The organism is Streptomyces sp. C36, from assembly GCF_040932295.1.
Taxonomy (GTDB): Bacteria; Actinomycetota; Actinomycetes; order Streptomycetales; family Streptomycetaceae; genus Streptomyces; species Streptomyces triculaminicus.
The window spans coordinates 1,080,857-1,099,714 of sequence record NZ_JBFQGI010000001.1; the positions used below are offsets into that span (position 1 = coordinate 1,080,857).

15 protein-coding genes are annotated in these 18,858 nt (G+C 70.4%); 6 read left to right on the top strand and 9 right to left on the bottom strand.

Annotation, left to right across the window (positions count from 1 at the left end; translation table 11 throughout):
* Positions 1-207 precede the first annotated feature (207 nt).
* The 3 genes from AB4K12_RS04725 to AB4K12_RS04735 form a co-directional block, all read right to left on the bottom strand.
* On the bottom strand, positions 208-972 hold the full coding sequence (locus tag AB4K12_RS04725) for a carbonic anhydrase (RefSeq protein WP_368432964.1): 765 nt from the start codon (positions 970-972) through the stop codon (positions 208-210).
* Between the two features lie 374 nt (positions 973-1,346).
* On the bottom strand, positions 1,347-2,951 hold the full coding sequence (locus AB4K12_RS04730; RefSeq protein WP_368432965.1) for an ABC-F family ATP-binding cassette domain-containing protein: 1,605 nt from the start codon (positions 2,949-2,951) through the stop codon (positions 1,347-1,349).
* A 272-nt stretch (positions 2,952-3,223) separates the two neighbouring features.
* Positions 3,224-3,976, bottom strand: a complete 753-nt coding sequence (locus tag AB4K12_RS04735) for a class I SAM-dependent methyltransferase (RefSeq protein ID WP_368432966.1) — start codon at positions 3,974-3,976, stop codon at positions 3,224-3,226.
* 481 nt (positions 3,977-4,457) lie between these two features.
* Between AB4K12_RS04735 and AB4K12_RS04740 the strand changes: the two genes are divergently transcribed.
* Both AB4K12_RS04740 and AB4K12_RS04745 read left to right on the top strand, forming a co-directional pair.
* The gene (locus tag AB4K12_RS04740; RefSeq protein ID WP_368432967.1) at positions 4,458-5,531 is read left to right on the top strand and encodes a NucA/NucB deoxyribonuclease domain-containing protein; all 1,074 of its coding nucleotides are present in this window, start codon (positions 4,458-4,460) and stop codon (positions 5,529-5,531) included.
* 62 nt (positions 5,532-5,593) lie between these two features.
* Positions 5,594-6,205 carry a hypothetical protein gene (locus tag AB4K12_RS04745; RefSeq protein WP_368432968.1) on the top strand — a complete coding sequence of 204 codons (612 nt, stop codon included), beginning with the start codon at positions 5,594-5,596 and terminating at the stop codon, positions 6,203-6,205.
* Between the two features lie 44 nt (positions 6,206-6,249).
* Here AB4K12_RS04745 and AB4K12_RS04750 read toward each other — a convergent pair whose 3' ends face one another.
* Together AB4K12_RS04750 and AB4K12_RS04755 are read right to left on the bottom strand one after the other, a co-directional pair.
* Positions 6,250-7,506, bottom strand: coding sequence for a hypothetical protein (locus tag AB4K12_RS04750; protein WP_368432969.1), 1,257 nt, complete (start codon positions 7,504-7,506; stop codon positions 6,250-6,252).
* 106 nt (positions 7,507-7,612) lie between these two features.
* The gene (locus AB4K12_RS04755) at positions 7,613-8,116 is read right to left on the bottom strand and encodes a SigE family RNA polymerase sigma factor (RefSeq protein WP_368432970.1); all 504 of its coding nucleotides are present in this window, start codon (positions 8,114-8,116) and stop codon (positions 7,613-7,615) included.
* A gap of 410 nt (positions 8,117-8,526) precedes the next feature.
* Here AB4K12_RS04755 and AB4K12_RS04760 point away from each other — a divergent pair, with 410 nt between their 5' ends.
* Positions 8,527-9,684, top strand: coding sequence for an oxygenase MpaB family protein (locus AB4K12_RS04760; RefSeq protein ID WP_368432971.1), 1,158 nt, complete (start codon positions 8,527-8,529; stop codon positions 9,682-9,684).
* 90 nt (positions 9,685-9,774) lie between these two features.
* Here the strand turns inward: AB4K12_RS04760 and AB4K12_RS04765 are convergent, their stop codons facing one another.
* Positions 9,775-9,933, bottom strand: a complete 159-nt coding sequence (locus AB4K12_RS04765; protein WP_368432972.1) for a hypothetical protein — start codon at positions 9,931-9,933, stop codon at positions 9,775-9,777.
* Between the two features lie 85 nt (positions 9,934-10,018).
* Here AB4K12_RS04765 and AB4K12_RS04770 point away from each other — a divergent pair, with 85 nt between their 5' ends.
* Positions 10,019-10,984 (top strand): LysR family transcriptional regulator, encoded by a 966-nt coding sequence (locus AB4K12_RS04770; protein ID WP_368432973.1) that lies wholly within the window; start codon positions 10,019-10,021, stop codon positions 10,982-10,984.
* Positions 10,985-11,158: 174 nt separating this feature from the next.
* Here the strand turns inward: AB4K12_RS04770 and AB4K12_RS04775 are convergent, their stop codons facing one another.
* Positions 11,159-11,437, bottom strand: coding sequence for a hypothetical protein (locus AB4K12_RS04775; protein WP_368432974.1), 279 nt, complete (start codon positions 11,435-11,437; stop codon positions 11,159-11,161).
* Between the two features lie 255 nt (positions 11,438-11,692).
* Here AB4K12_RS04775 and AB4K12_RS04780 point away from each other — a divergent pair, with 255 nt between their 5' ends.
* A complete protein-coding gene (locus tag AB4K12_RS04780; protein WP_368432975.1) occupies positions 11,693-12,964 on the top strand; it encodes an erythromycin esterase family protein in 1,272 nt (423 codons plus the stop codon).
* A 658-nt stretch (positions 12,965-13,622) separates the two neighbouring features.
* On the top strand, positions 13,623-15,203 hold the full coding sequence (locus AB4K12_RS04785; RefSeq protein WP_368432976.1) for a TROVE domain-containing protein: 1,581 nt from the start codon (positions 13,623-13,625) through the stop codon (positions 15,201-15,203).
* Between the two features lie 136 nt (positions 15,204-15,339).
* Here the strand turns inward: AB4K12_RS04785 and AB4K12_RS04790 are convergent, their stop codons facing one another.
* The gene (locus tag AB4K12_RS04790) at positions 15,340-16,341 is read right to left on the bottom strand and encodes a sialidase family protein (RefSeq protein WP_368432977.1); all 1,002 of its coding nucleotides are present in this window, start codon (positions 16,339-16,341) and stop codon (positions 15,340-15,342) included.
* Positions 16,342-16,634: 293 nt separating this feature from the next.
* A complete protein-coding gene (locus AB4K12_RS04795; RefSeq protein WP_368432978.1) occupies positions 16,635-18,080 on the bottom strand; it encodes an alpha/beta hydrolase in 1,446 nt (481 codons plus the stop codon).
* Between the last annotated feature and the right edge of the window lie 778 nt (positions 18,081-18,858).

The following is an 18,858-nucleotide window of genomic DNA, read 5'->3' on the forward strand; positions in this document are numbered from 1 at the left end:
GCCTGCTGCCGAGACCGATGCCCTGGGCCCGGGTCGTCGTAAGGAGTCTCCCCCCTGATGTCCTCCGGGACGGCATGATCCATCGAGGGCCGAGCGCTCCCTGATGGGCGCCCTGCCCGCGGCCGACGTGCGCGGGCGGTGGAGCACGGGGCGGCTGCTGCGGCCATCGCGGCAGCCGCCCCGTCGTACGCCCACGGACAGGGCGTGTCAGGAGGGAGCGCCGCCCAGGATCTCCACGCGCCCGGTGTCGAGGGAGTAGTAGGCGCCGACCACCGCGAGGGAGCCCTTCTTCACGAGTGGGCCGAGGTCCTTGTTGGAGCGCAGGTCGTTCGCGGTCAGTCTGATCTGGGCGCGCGTCATCGTGTCGACCGGGTCGCTACCGTCCAGCCTGACGGCCTGGTCGTACGCAGGACGCAGGGCGTCGGCGATCGCCTGCAGATTGCCGGGCAGCGTCGCGCCGTCGCGCATGGCCTTGTACGACGCCTCCACGGCGCCGCAGCGCTGGTGTCCGAGGACGACGATCAGCGGGGTGCCGCTCGTCATGGGGCCGTACTCGACGGAACCCGTGACCACCGGGCCGACCGCCTGAGCGCCAGTGCGCAGCACGTACAGGTCGCCGAGACCGGTGTCGAAGAGAAGCTCGGGCGGTACGCGGGAATCGATGCACGAGAGGACCACCCCGTACGGTTCCTGCGTCTGGGCCACCAGCTGACGCCGGTCGGGATCGCGGTCGGGGTGGTGGAGGTTTCCGTCCACCCAGCGCCTGTTGCCCTCCATGAGCCTCGCGAGTGCCGCCTTGGCCGTGGTCGGACGCTCGTCCGGTGGCGCGGTCGTCGCCTTCGCCTTCACCTTCAGGTCGGCGGGCGTCGCGGGCTTCGGCGTGCTCTTCGCGCACCCGGCGAGCGCGGCCGCGGCGACCGCGAAGCCACCGGTGAGCAGCGCTCTACGGCGCGGGTGTCCTGCTGCGTCCATCGGATTCTTCTCCATGCGTCGCTGCGAGCTGAGATGTGCTCACGCGTCCATCGGCACGCCGCTCGGGCGTCCAACGGCCACGGCGACGTGATTGTTCATCGCGATGCGGACGGTTCCACGGCAGGCGCGGGAGGAGGCGGTAGCAATTACCACAAATGGCCCACGGCGACAAACGCCCATGACCGGCGTCGGCAGTCCCGGTGGTGGTCCGGAGAGCATGCGATGCTTCCTGACCACGCCCCAGCCCGACGCGGCCCCTGAAGCGGCGTTGCGTGAGTCGCCGACACCCGCCCGCGCCACCACCGGGCCGGTGATGGCGCGGACGTTGTCACCCCGGACCGCCCCGAGCGGTGGGTCCGGTCGGGGCGGGGTGGTCAGGCGAGGGAGACCAGGTCCCGGTAGTCCTCGTTCCACAGGTCCTCGTCCGCGTCCGGCAGGATCAGGACGCGGTCGGGGCGCAGGGCGTCGATGGCGCCTTCGTCGTGGGTGACCATGACGATCGCCCCGGGGTAGGAGTCGACGGCGGCCAGGACTTCGGTACGGGAGGCGGGATCGAGGTTGTTGGTCGGCTCGTCCAGCAGCAGCACGTTGGCGCCGGAGTGGACGAGGCCGGCCAGGGCCAGGCGGGTCTTCTCCCCACCGGACAGCACCCCGGCCCGCTTCTCGGCGTCGTCCCCGGAGAACAGGAACGCGCCCAGCACCCTGCGCACGTCACCGTCGCTCAGGTGCGGGGCGGCGTCGGCCAGGTTCTCCCGGACCGTACGGTCGAGGGCGAGGGTGTCGTGCTCCTGGGCGAAGTAGCCCAGGCGCAGCCCGTGCCCGTGCGTCACCCGGCCGGCGTCCGGCCGCTCCGCACCGGCGAGAACGCGCAACAGGGTGGTCTTGCCGGCACCGTTGAGGCCGAGGACGACCAGGCGGCTGCCCCGGTCCACGGCCAGGTCCACACCGCCCAGGACCTGGTGGTCGCCGTAGGACTTGATGAGGCTGATCGCGCCGAGCGGCGTCCGGCCGCAGGGGGCGGGCTCGGGCAGCCGTATCTTCGCGATCTTCTCCGTCCGCCGGGCCGGCTCGAGTTCCGTCAGCATCCGGTCGGCACGCCGCGCCATGCTCCTGGCCATGACGGCGGTCGCGGACCGCGCCTTCATCTTGTCCGCCTGGGTGTGCAGGGCGGCTGCCTTGCGCTCGGTGTTCGCCCGTTCCCGGGCGCGGCGCCGCTCGTCCGCCTCCCGCTGGGCCAGGTACGCGGTCCAGCCGGTGTTGTGGACGTCGATCGTGGCGCGGGTGGCGTCCAGGTGGAAGATCCGGTTGGCGACGTCGGCGAGCAGGCCGTTGTCATGGCTGATCACCACCAGGCCGCCCCGGTGCCCCTGGAGGAAGGCGCGCAGCCAGGCGACGGAGTCGGCGTCGAGGTGGTTGGTCGGCTCGTCCAGCAGCAGCGTGCCGTTGTGGCCCGCGAAGAGGATGCGGGCCAGCTCGACGCGGCGCCGCTGGCCCCCGGACAGGGTGCCGACCGGCTGGTGCAGGACCCGGTCGGGCAGACCGAGGCCGGCGGCGATACGCGCGGCCTCGGCCTCGGCCGCGTACCCGCCGCCGGCCTGGAAGGCGGCCTCCGCACGGGCGTAGACGTTCATCGCCCGCTCCAGCGCGGCGGGACCCGGCGCGTCGGCCATGGCGGCCTCGGCGGAACGCAGCCGCTGCAGCGCCCGGTCGAGGTCCCGGGCCGACAGGATCCGGTCGGTGACCGTGACGTCCGGGTCGGACGCGCGGGAGTCCTGGGCAAGGAAGCCGACCGGGCCGGCGCGGGTGATGGACCCGGCGGCGGGCACGGTCCGGCCCGCCAGGGTCGTCATGAGGGTCGTCTTGCCGGCGCCGTTGCGGCCGACCAGGCCGATGCGGTCGCCGGGGGAGACGGTGAAGGAAATGCCGGAGAGCAGCAGGCGGGCGCCCGCGCGCAGCTCGGCACCACGAACGGTGATCATAGGGTTACGCTCCGAAAAAGCAAAAGGACACACTTCTGGCGTGGAAGCGGGTCCTCAGCTAGGAAATTCGGGGCGTAGACATGCACCTACCGTAACCGACGCCTCTTGAGCGGCGCATCCGCTATTTCCGCGACTCGTGACGCGGCGGCCTGGTGTGAGCGGGCCTGGTGTGAGCGCGTCAGGTGTGCAGGGGTGGCGGACCTCCATGACGGCCGCGTTGACGCACGTCTGCTTGCTCAAGGCCATGGCCGCGCTTCGCGGGTGATCGTTCCCTATCGCAGGAGGTGGGTGCGGTAGCAGTGCGTGATGTACGGCATGGTGATGTTCTTCGTGCCGGCCAGTGCGGGATGGGTGGCGCAAAAGGTGCGGACCTCGGCGAGGAGGGCTGTGCGCTCGGCAGGCGGTAGGGCGATGAAGGAGCTACCGGAGGCGACCAGATCGAGGAGCTCGGCGTGGGTGAGGTGATTGCACCACTCGACGGTGTGATGCTCGACCGGCGCGAAAGGCCGCTGGATGGCGTCGACACCAACGCCGACGCTGGGAACCCGTGGAATGCCGTGCGGGTGCAGGATCCGGTCGAGGCCGGCCACCCAGTCCGCACGCTCGTCGTGGATGTTCCACACCAGGCTCAAGGTGCCGTTCGGGGTGAGAATACGGGCGACTTCGGGCAAGGCGCGTTCGGTGTCGACCCAGTGCCAGACCTGCGCGGCGACCACGGTGTCCACGCTGTGGTCGGATAGCGGAATGGCCTCGGCGTAGCCGGCCAGCACAGGGACGCCCGGCAGATTCCGGGTGAGCTCGGCGCGCATCTGCTCGTCGGGCTCGACCGCGATGGTGTCCAGGCCGCGTTCGTGGAGCTGCCGGGTCAGTTTGCCGGTGCCGGCCCCAAGGTCCAGGACGCGGCGCGTGGTCGCCGGGACCATCCAGTCGATCGCCTGGGCCGGATACGGGGGGCGCCCGCGCTGGTAGGCGGCCGCTGCGGCACCGAAGGACAGGGCCTGCACGCGGTGGTCGCCGCAGTCCATGCGCCTCTCCCTCATGCGCCATCGAGCGCCCGGATCCCTCGTCGTCGCTGACGCTATTGTCCGGCGCCCCGTCCGCGTACGCCCCCAGGCTGCGCCGAACGGGCGATACCTCCTTTCGCGCGACCGCTGGTCCGCTGTGAGTGGCTGTACGCGAGATGGGGCAAGGCAGTGCGGGGTGAGTCCGCTTGAAGGCTGCCCCTTCGTGCTTGTCTGCACGATGACGGCCGATGGCAACGCCGTGCGTCCAACTGCTCGCAATTTCCGCGGAGTTGTTGGAGTCGATCACGGTTGACCGCTTAGGATCGACGGGCCAAACGCATGGCATGTTCATGTCCATCGCCTGCGAAGGGAATCCATGCAGTTAAAACGCATAACCGTACCCGCTCTCGGAGCGGTAGCCATCCTGGGAACCCTCCTCGCCCCCGTATCCACCGCGGCCGACACCCCGCAGCGGTCCGGGGGCGCTTCTACGCCCAGGACTGTGTCCGCGGCCGTCGCGGTCTCGGACTGCACGGAGCTGGACAAGCGCCTTCCGGCGCTCGCGAAGGCCGCGCAGGACGGGGCCCTGGCGGCGTGCGACGCGCCCGCCGGGGAGAAGGAGGCAGCGGCGCAGCTCCGTACCCCCGCCGCCAAGGAACTGCTGGCCGCCGGCCCCTGCGCGACCGCGCCCAACAAGGGGTGGAAGTTCACCGGCCGCGGCCGGGCCTGCAACCCTGAGTCCCGCCTGATCAACGTGCGGAACGTGCGCACCGGCCGACTCGTCGGGCAGCTCTACTACCTGTCGGTCGGCATGATCGTCGCCAAGAACGACTCCCTGACCTGGGATCAGACGGTTTCGATGAAGAAGACCGGCGGTTGGGGCCGTATCGCCGGCACCAGCGTCTACGGGGTGGGCCGCTGCGCGTCCGCGGACAAGTGCACGACGCTGTTCACGAACTTCCCCATGCAGCGCATGGGCGAAGGGCGTACGAACGAGGGTCAGTGGAAGATGCGGTCCACGATCGACAAGCAGGGCAAGGAACGTGGCAAGGGTCAGAACCGTGCCACGGCCGTCTTCATCAACCCCGGCTGGGTGGGCGTTGCCCAGCATGATCTGACCTCGGCCAGTGTGCGCTGCGACTCCATACGCAACATGGGCCGGGGCGGCGTGGGAGCCGGGTGCGTACTGCCCGAGTACTGGCCCACGATGACGGAGATGAAGCAGTTCCCCTACATCTCCCAGGGCATCCGGAAGGTCCAGCGGGTCGGGCCGCACCACTACGGCCGTAAGACGGGTACGAACCCGAACCCGCTGGTCTACACCTCGAACGCGGCGATCCGGAAGAACAACAACGACGCCGCGTGCCCGTCCTCCCGTCCGCGCCCTCCGGGGCAGACCTGCGACGAGTACCCCTTCGCCTCTACCCTTCAGGGGGCGTCGCGGACGCAGTGGCCGGACTGGGGCTGGCGCTGGGTGCCGAAGAACGAGAACGATCGGCAGGGCTACCAGATCCGCACGTTCTACGACAACAACCGGATCCTCAACGGCGACCGGTTCTGGGTCGACGCCGGCTGACGAGGAACGGGCTGACAAAGGCAGCCGTAGCCGTAGCCGGTAAAGGAAGCTGACACAGGAAGGTGAGAGGACGGCAGATGGCGGCGGTGACAGCACAGATCGAGATCGACCACGGTCAATACCTGTTGGAGGGCGACGCGGGCCCGGTCGACTTCTCCTTCGCCGGGTCCAACGGCCTGGTCGCCTCCGTGGGCCCGGACGGGCATGTCATGGACGGCGGCGTGTGGGGCGTGGTGAGCACCGGGATGAGGTCCGGTTCTCTGAAACTGACCGTAGAGGTGCTGGACGCTCCGCCACTGCCGCCCTCGGCCGCCGAACGCGAGCGGTACAGCGAGATCGTCGAGGTGTCGCTCGCGCTGGACGGCCTGGAGGCCGGAGTGTTCTCCCTGCCGGAGGAGACCAACCCCTGGGAGCCCGACGAGGACGGTGATCAGGAACCCCCCAGGACTGCCCGGGACATTTTCCCGCGCTTCTCCGGGGCCGGCCCGGGACCGTACCGGGTACGGGTCCACGCACGCGGCCGGGACGCCTCCCGCGACGGTGAGGCGGGCGCGGAGGAACACTTGATCCGCGTATGGGCCGCGCCCATCGCCGCGGAGACGGTGTTCCGGGCAACCGACCGGTGCGGAGAGTACTCGGAGGGCAGCGCGGTCGACGGGCGCGTCAGCTCTTGAGCTTGGCGCACCCTCGTGCCGCTTCGTCCGCTTCGTTCTCTCCGTCAGCCGAGCCACTTCCGCTCGAGCGCCATGGCCTGCAGCCGCTCCAGGCTCAGCGGCGGTTCCGGGCGAGTCACCGGGCCGCTCTCCGCATACGAGTTGATCTCGCGGACGAGGACGCGGCGGCCGTCCGGGCGCAGGGTGTCGGCGGTCCAGACGACGGCGGAGCCTCCCTTCTCCGAGGGCTGACGGGTGACCTTGACCCGGGTACCGTCCGGCAGGGTCCGGCTCCGGCAGTCGGCGTCGTCGGTGTCGGACGGGCAGCCCATGTGTTCGGCCAGCGCGTCGGTCATGTCGCTCTGTACGTCCGCCTCGATCATGGACTTGCCGTGGCCGTCGTCGTGGACGAGCTGGACGAGGCCGGTGTCGGTGTGCAGGTCCGTGATCCTGCCGCCCGGTGGCAGCAGGGATGTGAGCACCTCGGCCATGCGCTCGCCGGAGGCGGCCTGCCGCTGGGGCCTGGCGGGTGCGCCGGAAGCCGGGGCGGGGAGGGCTGCGATGGCCTTGCGCCATGCCGGGCTCCGCACGATCGTGCTCAGTTGCTCGAGGGAGAACGCCGGGTCGGCGGTGCCGTCCGAGGCCTTCTCGTCGCCGCCCCCGAATTCCTGGAGGAACAGGTCCGCGCCGTCCGCGGTGACGAGCTCGGCGTACCAGCGCCGCTGGCCCGTGTCGCTGTTGGGGTGGGTGAAGGACCGGGTGGTGTAGAGCATCGAGCCGTCGGGCAGCTTGCGTGCCTCGCACCGGTCGTACGGCCGCACCTGGACGGGCAGGCAGCCGCCCGGCCGGTCGCCGGGACCAAGCCGACCGACGGCGATGTCGAGGCTGGAACTGCCGCGCGCGTCGGAGTAGGTGAGCTTGGCGGTCAGGGCCTTCTTCCCGGTGCCCGTCGAGCCGGTCCCTGACGTGTCGGAGACCGTCCCGTCCTTCGGCAGCAGGCTCTTCAACGTCGTGACCATCTCCTCCCCACTGATCGTCGTGGCGGGTGTCCGCGCGGCGCCGGAGGCCGCGGGCGAGAGGTCCTGAGGGGCCGCCGCGCCGCCGGACCCGCCGGTGCCCAGAAGCGTGCCGCCGAGCGCGACCAGCGTCAGCGCGGCGCACCCCGCTCCCATCTGGAACGCGCGCACCCGGCGCAGCCGGTGGCCCCGCGCGGTGGCGCGGTCGACCAGGTCGGGGGAAGGCGGAGGGCAGGCGCGGGTCGCGTCCTCCAGGGCGGCGGACAGCCGCCGCTCGAACGCGTCGTCATGGTCGTCGAGGGGCATGGGACAGCTCCGTTCGTACGGCTCGTACAGCGGTGACTTGGCAGCGGTGACTCGCACTGCAGTGAAACTGCGGGGAAACCGCGGGGAAGGGGAACGGCGGGGCACGCTAGCGGGCCGCGAGCTCGGACAGCTCGTCGCCGAGCAGCTCACGCAGGCGCTGCAACGCCCGCAGGCTCCGGACACGCACCGCCCCCTGCGAGAGCTTCATGGCCACGGCGGTCTCCTCCACCGTGCGGTCCTCCCAGTAGCGCAGTACCAGCACGGCACGGTCCTTGGCGGCCAGCCGGGCCAGACCGTCCAGCAACGTCAGCCGCAGCTCCGCGTCGTCGACGCGCCCGGCGGCGTCCGGGAACGAATCGCTCGGACGCTCGCTGGAGCTGCGCAGCCGCCGGTGCGACAGGAACGTACGCACCAGCACGGTGTGCGCGTAGGCGACCGGGGAGTGGTTGCGGTTGATCCGCCGCCACGACCGGAACATCTTGGCGAGAGTCTCCTGGACCAGGTCCTCCGCGAGGTGCCAGTCGCCGCCGGTGAGCAGGCACGCTGTACGAAACAGATAGCCGCTGCGCGCGGTCGCGAATTCCAGGTAATCGCCGGGTGCTTCCCCCACCGTGTTCCCTTCCGTGATCTGACGTCACTCCATACACGAGGCGGGGAGAGGGGCACGTTACACACGAGTTTTTCGCGCGTATGCGAAGACCCTGTTGGTGCGCCGTTCGGGCCGGGTTGGCTTCTGGCTGTGGCCGGCGCACAGTGCGCTCCCAGTGCGCCGGTGCACCTCTGTGCGCCCCTAGGGGAGCGCGGTCGTTACGCAAGGTAGCGGGAAGGATGGGAGACGGTGATCTTGCTCGGGCGGCGGAGCTGCGGAGCGGGATGCTGAGTCAGGCAGTCCAGGAACGCCGGGTTGTCTGGTGGGCTGCGTGCCGCCCGGCCCATGGCTAGACGCTTCCGCACGCCCTGCCGTCCCCGGCATGGGGGATGGCCCGCGCACACTGAGTCACCGAGAAACGGAGAACGGCCGTGACACTGACGGAAGCAAACATCGTCCAAGAACTGGAAGCGGCGAGCCAGGTCGGCGATCCGCCCGCCGACGAGCTCGTGTCCGATCTGATCGACAACAGGGAAGTCGATGGGGTCAACCAGCTCTTCCGCACCATCAACACTCTCAAGCCCGGCATGGACCACTCCCAGCTGCCCCCGCGGCTGGCGGACTTCATGCGGGAGGCGGAAGCCGATCCGCCGGGCTGGACCGAGGCGGACGTGAAGGCCGCGGAGGGCTTCTTCGACGAGCACCACGGCGTGGCGTCCATGCTTCAGGGCACCGTCGGACTCATCGGCACCTACCTGTCCCCGACCGGCGCCTACACGCTGCGCTCCACCGGCCGTCTCGGCGGCGTCGAAGGTCCGGGCCGTCGGCTGTCGCAGTCCACACGCCTGTTCCAGGGCATGGGCGACCAGGGCGCCATGCGGGACGGGACGCTGAAGGCGACGGTCACCAAGGTCCGGCTCGTGCACGCCTCGGTGCGGCAGCTGCACAAGAAGAGCGGTGAGTGGGACTACGCCAAGTGGGGCGAGCCGGTCTCGCAGAAGTACACCACCGGCGCCACGTGCGTCTTCAGCGTGCAGATCCTTCAGGCCATGCGCCACCTCGGCATCAATCCCTCGGATGCCCAGCGCCACGGCTTCATGGCTGCCTGGCACTACGTCAACCACTACCTCGGCACTCTCGAGAGGTTCCAGCTGCCCAAGGACGCCGACCTGGTCGACCGGGTATGGACCAAGGTGCGCGACGACGAGTGGAAGAAGACCAATGACGGCGTCTTCATGACCGAGCAGGCCATCAAGTACTACCGGGAACTGCTCATGAAGACGCCCGTGGTGACCGACACGTTCATCGCGATGGTCCGCCAGGCGCTCACCGACAAGTACGCCGACATGGCCGGCGTTCCCAGGAGCCCGCTCGACCTCTTCGCCAAGCCCGCCGCCGCCGGCCATGGTCTCGCCGGCGGTCTGGGCAGCGCCCTGAGCGGTGCCGTCAAACAGACCACCGGCATCGACCCGTACAAGGAGGCCATCGGCGCCGGCAACAAGGTGTTCAACGCGGTCCTGGAGGACGCGGCCACCCACGACAAGGACAAGCAGCCCCAGATGCACCAGGAAATTCACGACGGCCGCTGACGCCGCAGGGCGGGCGACAAGGCCATCGTGCGCTCCTCCGGTCGAACTGTCTGTTCGCCAAGGAGACGTGTGCGATGGCCTGCCCATCGTTCAGGGAGCATCAGCCAACAACGGATGCAGGCCGCGAGCGGATTCCCGCGCACGCCGGGCGGTGGTGACGACGGCGCCGAGGGCGGAGCGGAAGCGGGTGCGGACGGTGGGGCGCGCGTCGGGCGTCCAACGGGGCGGGGTGGCGAGGAAAAGAATCATGCCGTCTACGGTCGCCGGTCGGCGCCGACGGGTCCAACACCTGATCACTGGCCATTTACTACGTTGCTGTTGTTGACTGCTTCACGTGCCGTACGACCTGGAACCGCGTTTGTTGCGAGCCTTCGCCGCCGTTGCCGAGGAGCTCCATTTCACGCGCGCCGCAGCGCGCCTCTACATTGCCCAGCAGGCGCTCAGCCGTGACATCCAGCGGCTCGAGAAAGCCGTCGGTGCCACGCTGTTCACCCGGACCACCCGGGCCGTCTCGCTCACGGCGGAGGGAGCCAGGCTCCTGCCGTACGTTCGGCGTGTCCTCGCCGCGTACGACGAACTGGCCGCGGCGCGGGCGGGAGAGAGCCGGCCGCTGCTCGTCGACGTCGGAGGGCCGGTGTCCACGGGGCAGCGTGTGGTGACCGCGGCGCGGGCAGCGGCGCCCGGGCTCGAGTTCGTCGCCCGCTACCACAGCGGCCTGACCGGCGCGGCCGAGGACATTCTCGCCGGTCGGCTCGACGTCTCCTTCGGCAGGATCGCGGGGCTGGCGCCGGAGGTGCGGGAGCGACTCGATCACCTGCCCGTCCGGCTGGAGCGGATGGCCGTCCTGCTGCGCGAGGACCATCCGCTGGCCGGCCACGACGCCGTGCCGGTGGGGGCTTTGCGGGGCGAGACGGTGTACGCCGGTGCCGGGAACTCCGCCACCGCGGAGTGGACCGATCTCGCCACCCGGCTCTTCGACGGGCACGGGATCGTCATGGCTGAACCGTTCCCCGGGATCGAGGGGGCGGAGGAGTTCGTCCGGGTCGTACGCAAGCGGGGATGGTCGGTCCTGGCGAGCGTCGAGTTCATCGAGGTGCCGGGGATGGCGCTGAGGCCTCTGGTCGAGCCCGTACCCCTGTCGCCGGTGTCGATGGTGTGGCGGCGCGGCCTGCGGCACCCTGGGGTCGACGCGCTGCGGACGGCCGCGCAGGAGCTCGGTGCGGCACAGCGGTGGATGCGGCCCGCGGGCTCGGGATGGCTTCCGTCGGCCGACGCGGAGGCGATGGGAGTCGTGGGCTGAGAGCTGATTGTCGGCCACTCGCCGCTCGCCGCTCGCCGCCCGAAGCCGGAGGCCGCGGTGGATACCGCGTAACCGACAGGAAGTAAACCCAGGAGCCCGTCCGTGGCGTGCGGCCACGGACGGGCCCTGCGCGGTGTACGGGTGATGGTGCCGGGACTGCCGAGCCGCGTCGGCTCAGTAGTACATGAATGTCGCGTACAGGCCGTTGACGTTCTGGGTGAGGAGTTCCCCGGCCCCGATCCCGGCCCCGTTGGCGGCATTGGTCACGTCGTAGGGCGATCCGTAATTGCCCATCCAGTGCCATGTCTTGACCTGCACCTTCGCGGCGGCGCTGGAGCTCACGGTTGCCGGCGTGTTCGGGCCGGGTGTGTCTGCGGCCACCGCGGGAGCGGCCAGGCCGATCAGCATCGCGGCGGGAGCGGCTACCAGGGTGAGGGTTCGAAAACGGTTCATGGTTGACCTCCATGAAAGGCTCAGGCGTTCGAAAAGGGGAACATCCCAGATAACCGTAGGCGACTCCCGCCACGCCTGCCATCCGGGCTGCCCGGTGTGGGTGTCTCCACTGCCTCAGTCGCCAGGCGAGATGCCTTGTATAACTGCTGCATGATACAGATACCTTTACGCTCCTCGACGGCCCTGGCTCTCGCCCTGACCACGGTCCTGGGCTGTGCGGGCATGACTACCGCCACGGCAGCCGGATCACACAGCATGTCCCGTTCCACCTCCTCCGCCCCCTCGGACCGGTCCGTGGTGGTCGGCCTGACGCGCTACGCCCATCCGCTGCGCACCACCGCGCCGGTCGGGCCCGCCGCCGACCTCGACGCGTTCGCCGCCATGACCCGCGGCGCGAACTTCGTCGGGCTCGGCGAGGTCTCGCACGGTTCGAAGGACGTGTTCACCGTCAAGGAGCGCGTACTGCGGCAACTGGTCGAGCGTGAGGGATTCTCCGCCTTCGCCATGGAGATCAACTGGTCGGCCGCCGCCCGGCTCAACACCTACCTCACCACCGGGCGCGGCGACCTGCGGCAGATCATGCGGGAGGAATTCCAGCACGCATACGGCCTGACGAACACCGAGGAATACCTGCATCTGTTCACCTGGATCCGGGAGCACAACCGGGCCGGCGGCCGCCAGGTCCGCCTCGTGGGCATGGACTTCGCCGACGTCAACCCCGAACAGTACGAGCGCGTCCTCGGCTGGACGGGTGAGCACGCCCCCGGACTCCTCCCCGAACTGCAGCGCCACTACGCCGCCCTGCGCGCCCTGCCCGGCGGCGTCGCGACGCGGCTGGAGACGTACATGGGACTCCCACTCGCCGAGCGGAAGAAGATGGCCGACGACGCCGGGGCCGCGTACCGGCTCCTGGAGCAGCACGGCACCACGGACCCCTGGGTGCTCCAGGACGCCCGCGTCGTCTCCCAGATGGCCACCTCGTTCGCCTTCGACAGCGACGACCCCGCCCAGGCCACCGCCGCCAACCGCCATCGCGACCGGACCCTGGCCGAGAACGCCGTCTGGTGGCAGCGGCGGACCGGGGACCATCTCGTCGTCTCCGGGCACGACGGGCACGTCGCCTACGATTCGGCCGTGCCCGCCGTCTTCCCCGTCACCATGGGCGCCGACCTGCGCGAGCTCGTCGGCCGTGAGTACGTCGCCGTCGGCACCACCATCGACAGCGGCGACTACCGCGCCCGCACGGCGAACGGCGAGAGCGCGGTCTTCAGCGTCGCCCCCGCCGCACCCGGGAGCAACGAGTACACCCTTGACCAGGTGCCCCACCGCGACTTCTACATCGACCTGCGCGCGGCACGCAGCGCACCCGGTGTGGGCGCCTGGCTGGACACGGCGCGCCCGACGTACGTCATCCCGGGGCGCCACCCGAACGACCCCACGCCGCCGCTGGCACTGGGCCGCGCCTTCGACATCGTGATCCACCTCCACACGGTGCGGGCGTCGGTGCTGCTGCCCCCGACGAAGTGACGCAAAGCGCGCCGCCGCTCGATGACGTCCCGTCGTCGAGCGGCGCAAGACGCCGAGCCCGGTGAGCGGCCCGGCGACAGTCGAATCGGCCGACGGACCGGCGATGATCAGTCGCGAACCGCCCTCCGGGCCCGAGGGCGGTACAGGCACGTCCAAGGGGCATCAGCGGGGCAGACCACGAGCATTCCGCAGCCGTGCGAAAAACCGTTGGCACCCGGAACGCCGGTACACCTAAGCTGATCTACGTCCAGGTGCGAAGGCAGGACCTACTTCGACTCCACATCGGGAGGTCGCGGGTTCGAATCCCGCCGCCGGTACTCAGGCCGGCGTAGCTCAGGGGACAGAGCGCCTTGTCGGTTCCGCCGCCTCGATCTCTGGACGCAAGACTTCACGCACCTCCCGGTGCGCGGGCCACGGCTACTTCGTTGTGATCGAATTCCATGCCGTGGCCACTTTGAACTCGGGAGGCGCGGCACCGGGGCGTCCGGTGCGCAGGTGACGGTTACTTCCCGGAACAGCGGGTCGCGGGTTCGAATCCCGTCCCAGCCGAGGGCTGGTGTAGCTCAGTCAGGTAGAGCAGCTGTCTACGTACCGTCGCCGACCCCGATCTCGGACGCCCCGGTGTCGTGCTTCCCCGGAGGAATTCGGGGGAATTCACATGGCACGCTTCAACACCCGCACGTCCAAGACGGCCGGCGCTGTCTCGCCCGTGACCACGACCATCGGCACCCGCACCCACCTCGGTGGCAAGGGGCACCTGCGGGACGTCCGGTCCGAGCTGTTCCTGCTCGCGATCGCCAACTTCGTCTCCCAGCAGACCTTCCACGAGAGCGGCACGGGCCGTGACGAGCGGTTCGCCGCGCTCGTGCGCAAGCTCGCCGTCGAGGACCCGGCCTGGACCGCGGGCCTCCTCAAGTGGCTGCGCGGCGACGGCCAGATGCGCACCGCCTCCCTGGTCGGCGCGGCCGAGTACGTCAAGGCCCGGCTCGAGGCCGGCGCCACGGACGGCCCCACGAACCGCGAGGTCGTCGCATCGGTGCTGTACCGCGCGGACGAGCCCGGCGAGATGCTGGCGTACTGGGCCTCCATGTACGGCAGGAATGTGCCCAAGCCCGTCAAGCGGGGCATCGCCGATGCCGTGCGGCGTCTCTACACCGGCCGCAGCCTCCTGAAGTACGACACCGCCTCCAAGGGCTACCGCTTCGGCGACGTGCTCAACCTCGTCCACCCCACGCCCGACCCGGACAGGCCGTGGCAGGGTGACCTCTTCCAGTACGCCCTCGACCGCCGCCACAACCCCGACACCGCCGAGCCGCCTGCCTCGGACCGCACCCTGAGCGCGCACCGCGCGCTGATGGCCGTACCCGTCGAGGAACGCCGCTCCCTGGTCACCGGTCCCGGTGGCGCCGAGCGGCTCGCCGCGGCCGGCATGACGTGGGAGGCGCTGGCGGGGTGGCTGCAGGGCCCGATGGACGCGGCGGCCTGGGAGGCCGTCATCCCCTCCATGGGCACCATGGCCCTGGTCCGCAATCTGCGGAACTTCGACGAGGCCGGTGTCAGCGACGAGGTCGCCCAGCACGTGGCGGCGCGAATAGCCGACCCGGCAGAAGTCGCCCGCTCCCGGCAGTTCCCCTTCCGCTACCTGGCCGCATACCAGCACGCCCCCTCGCTGCGCTGGGCCTACCCGCTGGAGCAGGCCCTCGGCCACTCGCTGACGAACGTGCCCGCGCTCCCCGGCCGGACCCTGATCCTGGTCGACCGCTCCGGCTCCATGTGGGCGCCGCTGTCCGACCGTTCCCAGCTCAACCGCGCGGACGCGGCAGCGATCTTCGGCACGGCCGTGGCGATGCGCGCTGCCGACGCCGACCTCGTCGAGTTCGGCACCAGCAGCGCCCCTGTGGCCTTTCGCCGGGGCGAGTCGGTCCTGAAGGTGCTGGAGCGTTTCGGGGACCTGGGCGGTACCGACACCACGGAGGCGGTGCGGCGGCACTACCGCGGCCACGACCGGGTGCTCATCGTCACCGACGAGCAGGCCTCCTACCACCGTGCGGGCGGTCCGACCGAGCAGATCCCGGCGGACGTCCCGGTCTACACCTGGAACCTCGCCGGCTACCGGCCCGCCCACGGACCGTCGGGTTCCGCCAACCGGCACACCTTCGGCGGCCTGACGGACGCGGCGTTCCGTATGGTGCCGCTGCTGGAGGCCGGCCGGAACGCCCGCTGGCCGTGGGAGGACTGAGTACCGGAACGTGCCGTCGGTGGCAGCAGGGTCAGCCGGGGTCGACCGGTACCGCGCTCGAGCCTGGGCCTGTGCTCCCGGCCGGTCCGGCCGGGAGCACAGGCCGACGGCTACCGGCCGCGCAGAGCCGGAGCCGTCAGAACCCCAGTGCGGGGGCGCCGTCGGTCCTTCGGTCGTAGAGCTCTTGCGGTGCGGACCAGCTGTAGCCGTTGTACCGGGACCACAGGATGTGATTGTCGCTGGCCCCGCGCCAGGCCATGACGAGCTGTCCGTCGGCGCTGCGCGACAAGGCGGGTGCGGCTTCGGTGCGGCGGTCGGTCAGTGCCTGTTGGGAGGACCAGTTGGTGCCGTCGAAGTACGACCACCAGATGAGGGTGTCAGGGCCGGCACCCCGCCAGGCCATCACGGGCGTACCGTCCGCTCCGGTACCCAGGGCCGGTGAGCCGTCCGTTCTGCGGTCGTTGAGCGCTTGCTGCGCGGACCAGCTGTAGCCGTTGTACTGGGACCACCAGATGTGGTTGTCGGCTGCGCCGCGCCAGGCCATGAGGAGTCGTCCGTTGCTGCCGCGTGTGAGGGCGGGTGTGGCTTCGGTGCGGCGGTCGGTCAGTGCCTGCTGGGAGGACCAGTTGGTGCCGTCGAAGTACGACCACCAGATCAGGTTGTCAGGGCCGGTTCCCCGCCAGGCCATTACGGGCGTGCCGTCCGCTCCGGTACCCAAGGCCGGGGATCCGTCGGTTCTTCGATCAACCAGCGCCTGTGGTGCGGTCCACGTGGCACCGTCGTATTGGGACCACCAGATGTGGTTGTCGGCTGCGCCGCGCCAGGCCATGAGGAGTCGTCCGTTGCTGCCGCGTGTGAGGGCGGGTGCGGCTTCGGTGCGTCGGTCCGTGAGTGCCTGCTGGGGGGACCAGTTGGTGCCGTCGAACTGCGACCACCAGATCACGTTGTCCGCCCCCGTGCCCCGCCATGCCATGACGGGCCGGTCGGCGGCGTGAGCGACCCTGGTCCTGGCCTTGTCGGTGGCGTGTGATGTCTGGGGGTGGGCTATCAGCGTGGCGAGCAGTGCGACGACGGCACACAGCGCGAAGCGTGTGCCTCCGCGTGCGGGCGAGCGGGGTATCAGTTGCAGGTGGAGCATCGATGCCTCCCTGGAGACGCCTGTACACGATCAGGTGGGAGTTCGGCCCGAGAGCGTCCGGACTCAGTGGCAGCCCGGCGTGCGGCGAGAACTCTTGGGCGTGGAAGGGGTGGCGGTCCCATCCGCCGGACGACCTTGGCGTGGGACACAGCGCATCGCAAGCCTGACGGCAAAGTCGGCGAATACTGGGTGTCTCGCAGTGGGGCCGCCGCACGGTCGCCCGGTCAGGGCCGTCACTGCCGTCCGTCCCCAGGGCCTGGCCGAGTGGGCTCCCTGCCAGGGCTTCGCGGTGCTCACCGTCGTTGGTGAGCTCGGCCGGCGCGCCTGCCGAGCGTGTCCTCCAGCCAGTCGAAGACGACCTCGCCGTGCTGCTGCGGCGCCATGGGGGAGCAGTGCAGCTGGGTGCCGGTGGCGGCCGTCAGCTTCACGTACTTCTTCGGGCAGCGCAGCTTCTCGTGGAACTCGGCCGGCTGCCCCGGGTAGAACTGCTCGTCCTCGTAGTCCAGAACAAGGGTGGGTGCCTTGATCCGCCCCACCACACCGTTGATGTCGAGCGCCATGATGCGCTGCGCCGGTGTCCAGAAGTCCGTCAGCATTCGGCCGGAGCGGGCGGCGAGCATGGCCTCGACGGAGAAGGGCTCGAGCCGCTTCTCGAGCGTGTAGGCCTGCTGCGGGTTGAGTTCCGGCACGACCTCCTCGTTCCAGATCCGATTGGTCTCCGCCTTGTCGGCGGTGACGATCTCCCGGATCTCCGGAGGGAAGGCGAGCCAGGGCGACAGGGTGCCAGGCATGGCGACCAGGGCCGCGATACGGGGTTCGAAGGCGGCGGCGCGTGGGGCCAGATCACCGGCCATGCTCAGGCCGGTCAGGGCGATCCGCCGGGCGTCGACGTCCCGACGGCGCACCAGCCAGTCCACGAGTGGGGTGACGACACGCTCCCAGCGGGGGGTGAACGTCAGCTGGTCGACGAAGAGCAACTGGCCCTGGCCTGGGCCGTCGTAGACAAGGGCGTTCCAGTCCCGGTCCAGCGCGGTGGAGACCCCGTAGGTCCACATGTCGACGTTCTGGCCGTCACTGCCGTTGGTGAGGATGACGGTCGGGCGCGGCTTGCCGGAGTCGTCGGGCCTGAAGAACCACACCGGAAGGGACGTCTTCTTGTCGTATCGCACGATGTCCGTCAGCGCGGCCGGCTCACAGAGCCGGGCGAACGAGTCCCAGGCGTGCCGCCCGGCGAGGTAGAGCTTCTTCTCGTCGCCGGGGTTGTCGGAGCCGAGGACGAAGAACAGCGCCTGCGCGTAGTACTGGGCCGCCCGCAGGAAACGCCACCTGCGGGTCTCCTTGTGGTTCCCGGCCGTGGCGACGAGTCGGTCGCCCCAGCGCCGGAACTCCGCGGTGTACGTCTGCGCGCCGAGCCCCGCGGCGTTGATCGCGTTGACCGCGCTGAGCACCTCGCCCACCTCACCCGCGCCCATGCCGGAGCCGCCGAGTGCCATCAGGGCACTGAAGTTGAACAACTCGTCCGCGAAGAGCCTCATGGCTCCGGGAGCCGGGGACGACACGGGTGACGGGCCGGCGCCAGGGCTGATGCCGGTGCCGGGGCTGGTGCCGGTGTCGGGAGTGGGCGTGGCCCGGGCCGACGTGGCAGCCGCGACGACCGCTCCGGTGCCGGTGGCCAGCCCCGCGGCGAGCGCGCCACGCCGGGTCGGCCCGTGCGGACGGGAGGGGAGGGTAGAGGGCATGGGGGAGCGCTCCGGACGGGATTGCCGCACGCGGCGGACGGTCTTCGACAAGCACCTGAACGTACGAGCGGCGCGCTCGGCCCGCATCCCGCCACACCCATGACTCCTCCTAATGGCGGGAGACGAGGCGGAAGCCCGGGCCCAGACACGGCCCCTGCTTGTTACGGGGGCAGCGCCCGGCCGCCCCGCGCGACCGACCAGAACCGGCCGCCGTACGTCCCGGTGGCCTCATCCGGCTCCCCGGCCCCGGAGCACCACGTCACCACGGTTGCGTCTGCCCGATGGAGCTCCCGCGGTCCCGCCGTGGCCCTTCCGCGCACGCGATGCTTGCCGCGCTGTTCCGGGCCGGACGTCCGCATATCGGTGTACGGCAGAGGCGTCCGGGGCCGCCCGGGCTACGAGGAACGATGCCGGAGCGTCGACACGGGCGCGGCCACGGACCACCCGCACCCCAGTGGCGGACGGCGACGAAGTCCTGAACGAGACCTGGGCGTCGCACGTACCACACCTCGTACCGAAGCGGAACCATCCCGTCGGCCCGGTGTGCGGAGGAGTGGAGGCGACGGCCGGAACATGTCGTACCGTTCTCGGTCGGCCTCGCTCGCATGGCGCATACCGGCGGCATGCACCGACCCTGGCCAGGGTGCCCGCCCGTCGGCGCAACCGGTGGGAGCGCTTCCCGCCCACGGGAGGAAGGAACCGGTCCGCAGGGGCATGGAGCCGCCGGGTCGTCCCCGACCGTCACCGCCGTTCCCGGTGTCCCGGGGCGGGCCGGAAC

What these genes read in the sequence shown, in the direction of transcription:
- AB4K12_RS04725 (WP_368432964.1), bottom strand. Translation starts at nt 972, where the DNA reads ATGGACGCAGCAGGACACCCGCGCCGTAGAGCGCTGCTCACCGGTGGC.
- AB4K12_RS04730 (WP_368432965.1), bottom strand. Translation starts at nt 2,951, where the DNA reads ATGATCACCGTTCGTGGTGCCGAGCTGCGCGCGGGCGCCCGCCTGCTG.
- AB4K12_RS04735 (WP_368432966.1), bottom strand. Translation starts at nt 3,976, where the DNA reads ATGGACTGCGGCGACCACCGCGTGCAGGCCCTGTCCTTCGGTGCCGCA.
- AB4K12_RS04750 (WP_368432969.1), bottom strand. Translation starts at nt 7,506, where the DNA reads ATGCCCCTCGACGACCATGACGACGCGTTCGAGCGGCGGCTGTCCGCC.
- AB4K12_RS04765 (WP_368432972.1), bottom strand. Translation starts at nt 9,933, where the DNA reads ATGATTCTTTTCCTCGCCACCCCGCCCCGTTGGACGCCCGACGCGCGC.
- AB4K12_RS04775 (WP_368432974.1), bottom strand. Translation starts at nt 11,437, where the DNA reads ATGAACCGTTTTCGAACCCTCACCCTGGTAGCCGCTCCCGCCGCGATG.
- AB4K12_RS04780 (WP_368432975.1), top strand. Translation starts at nt 11,693, where the DNA reads ATGTCCCGTTCCACCTCCTCCGCCCCCTCGGACCGGTCCGTGGTGGTC.
- AB4K12_RS04785 (WP_368432976.1), top strand. Translation starts at nt 13,623, where the DNA reads ATGGCACGCTTCAACACCCGCACGTCCAAGACGGCCGGCGCTGTCTCG.
- AB4K12_RS04790 (WP_368432977.1), bottom strand. Translation starts at nt 16,341, where the DNA reads ATGCTCCACCTGCAACTGATACCCCGCTCGCCCGCACGCGGAGGCACA.
- AB4K12_RS04795 (WP_368432978.1), bottom strand. Translation starts at nt 18,080, where the DNA reads ATGCCCTCTACCCTCCCCTCCCGTCCGCACGGGCCGACCCGGCGTGGC.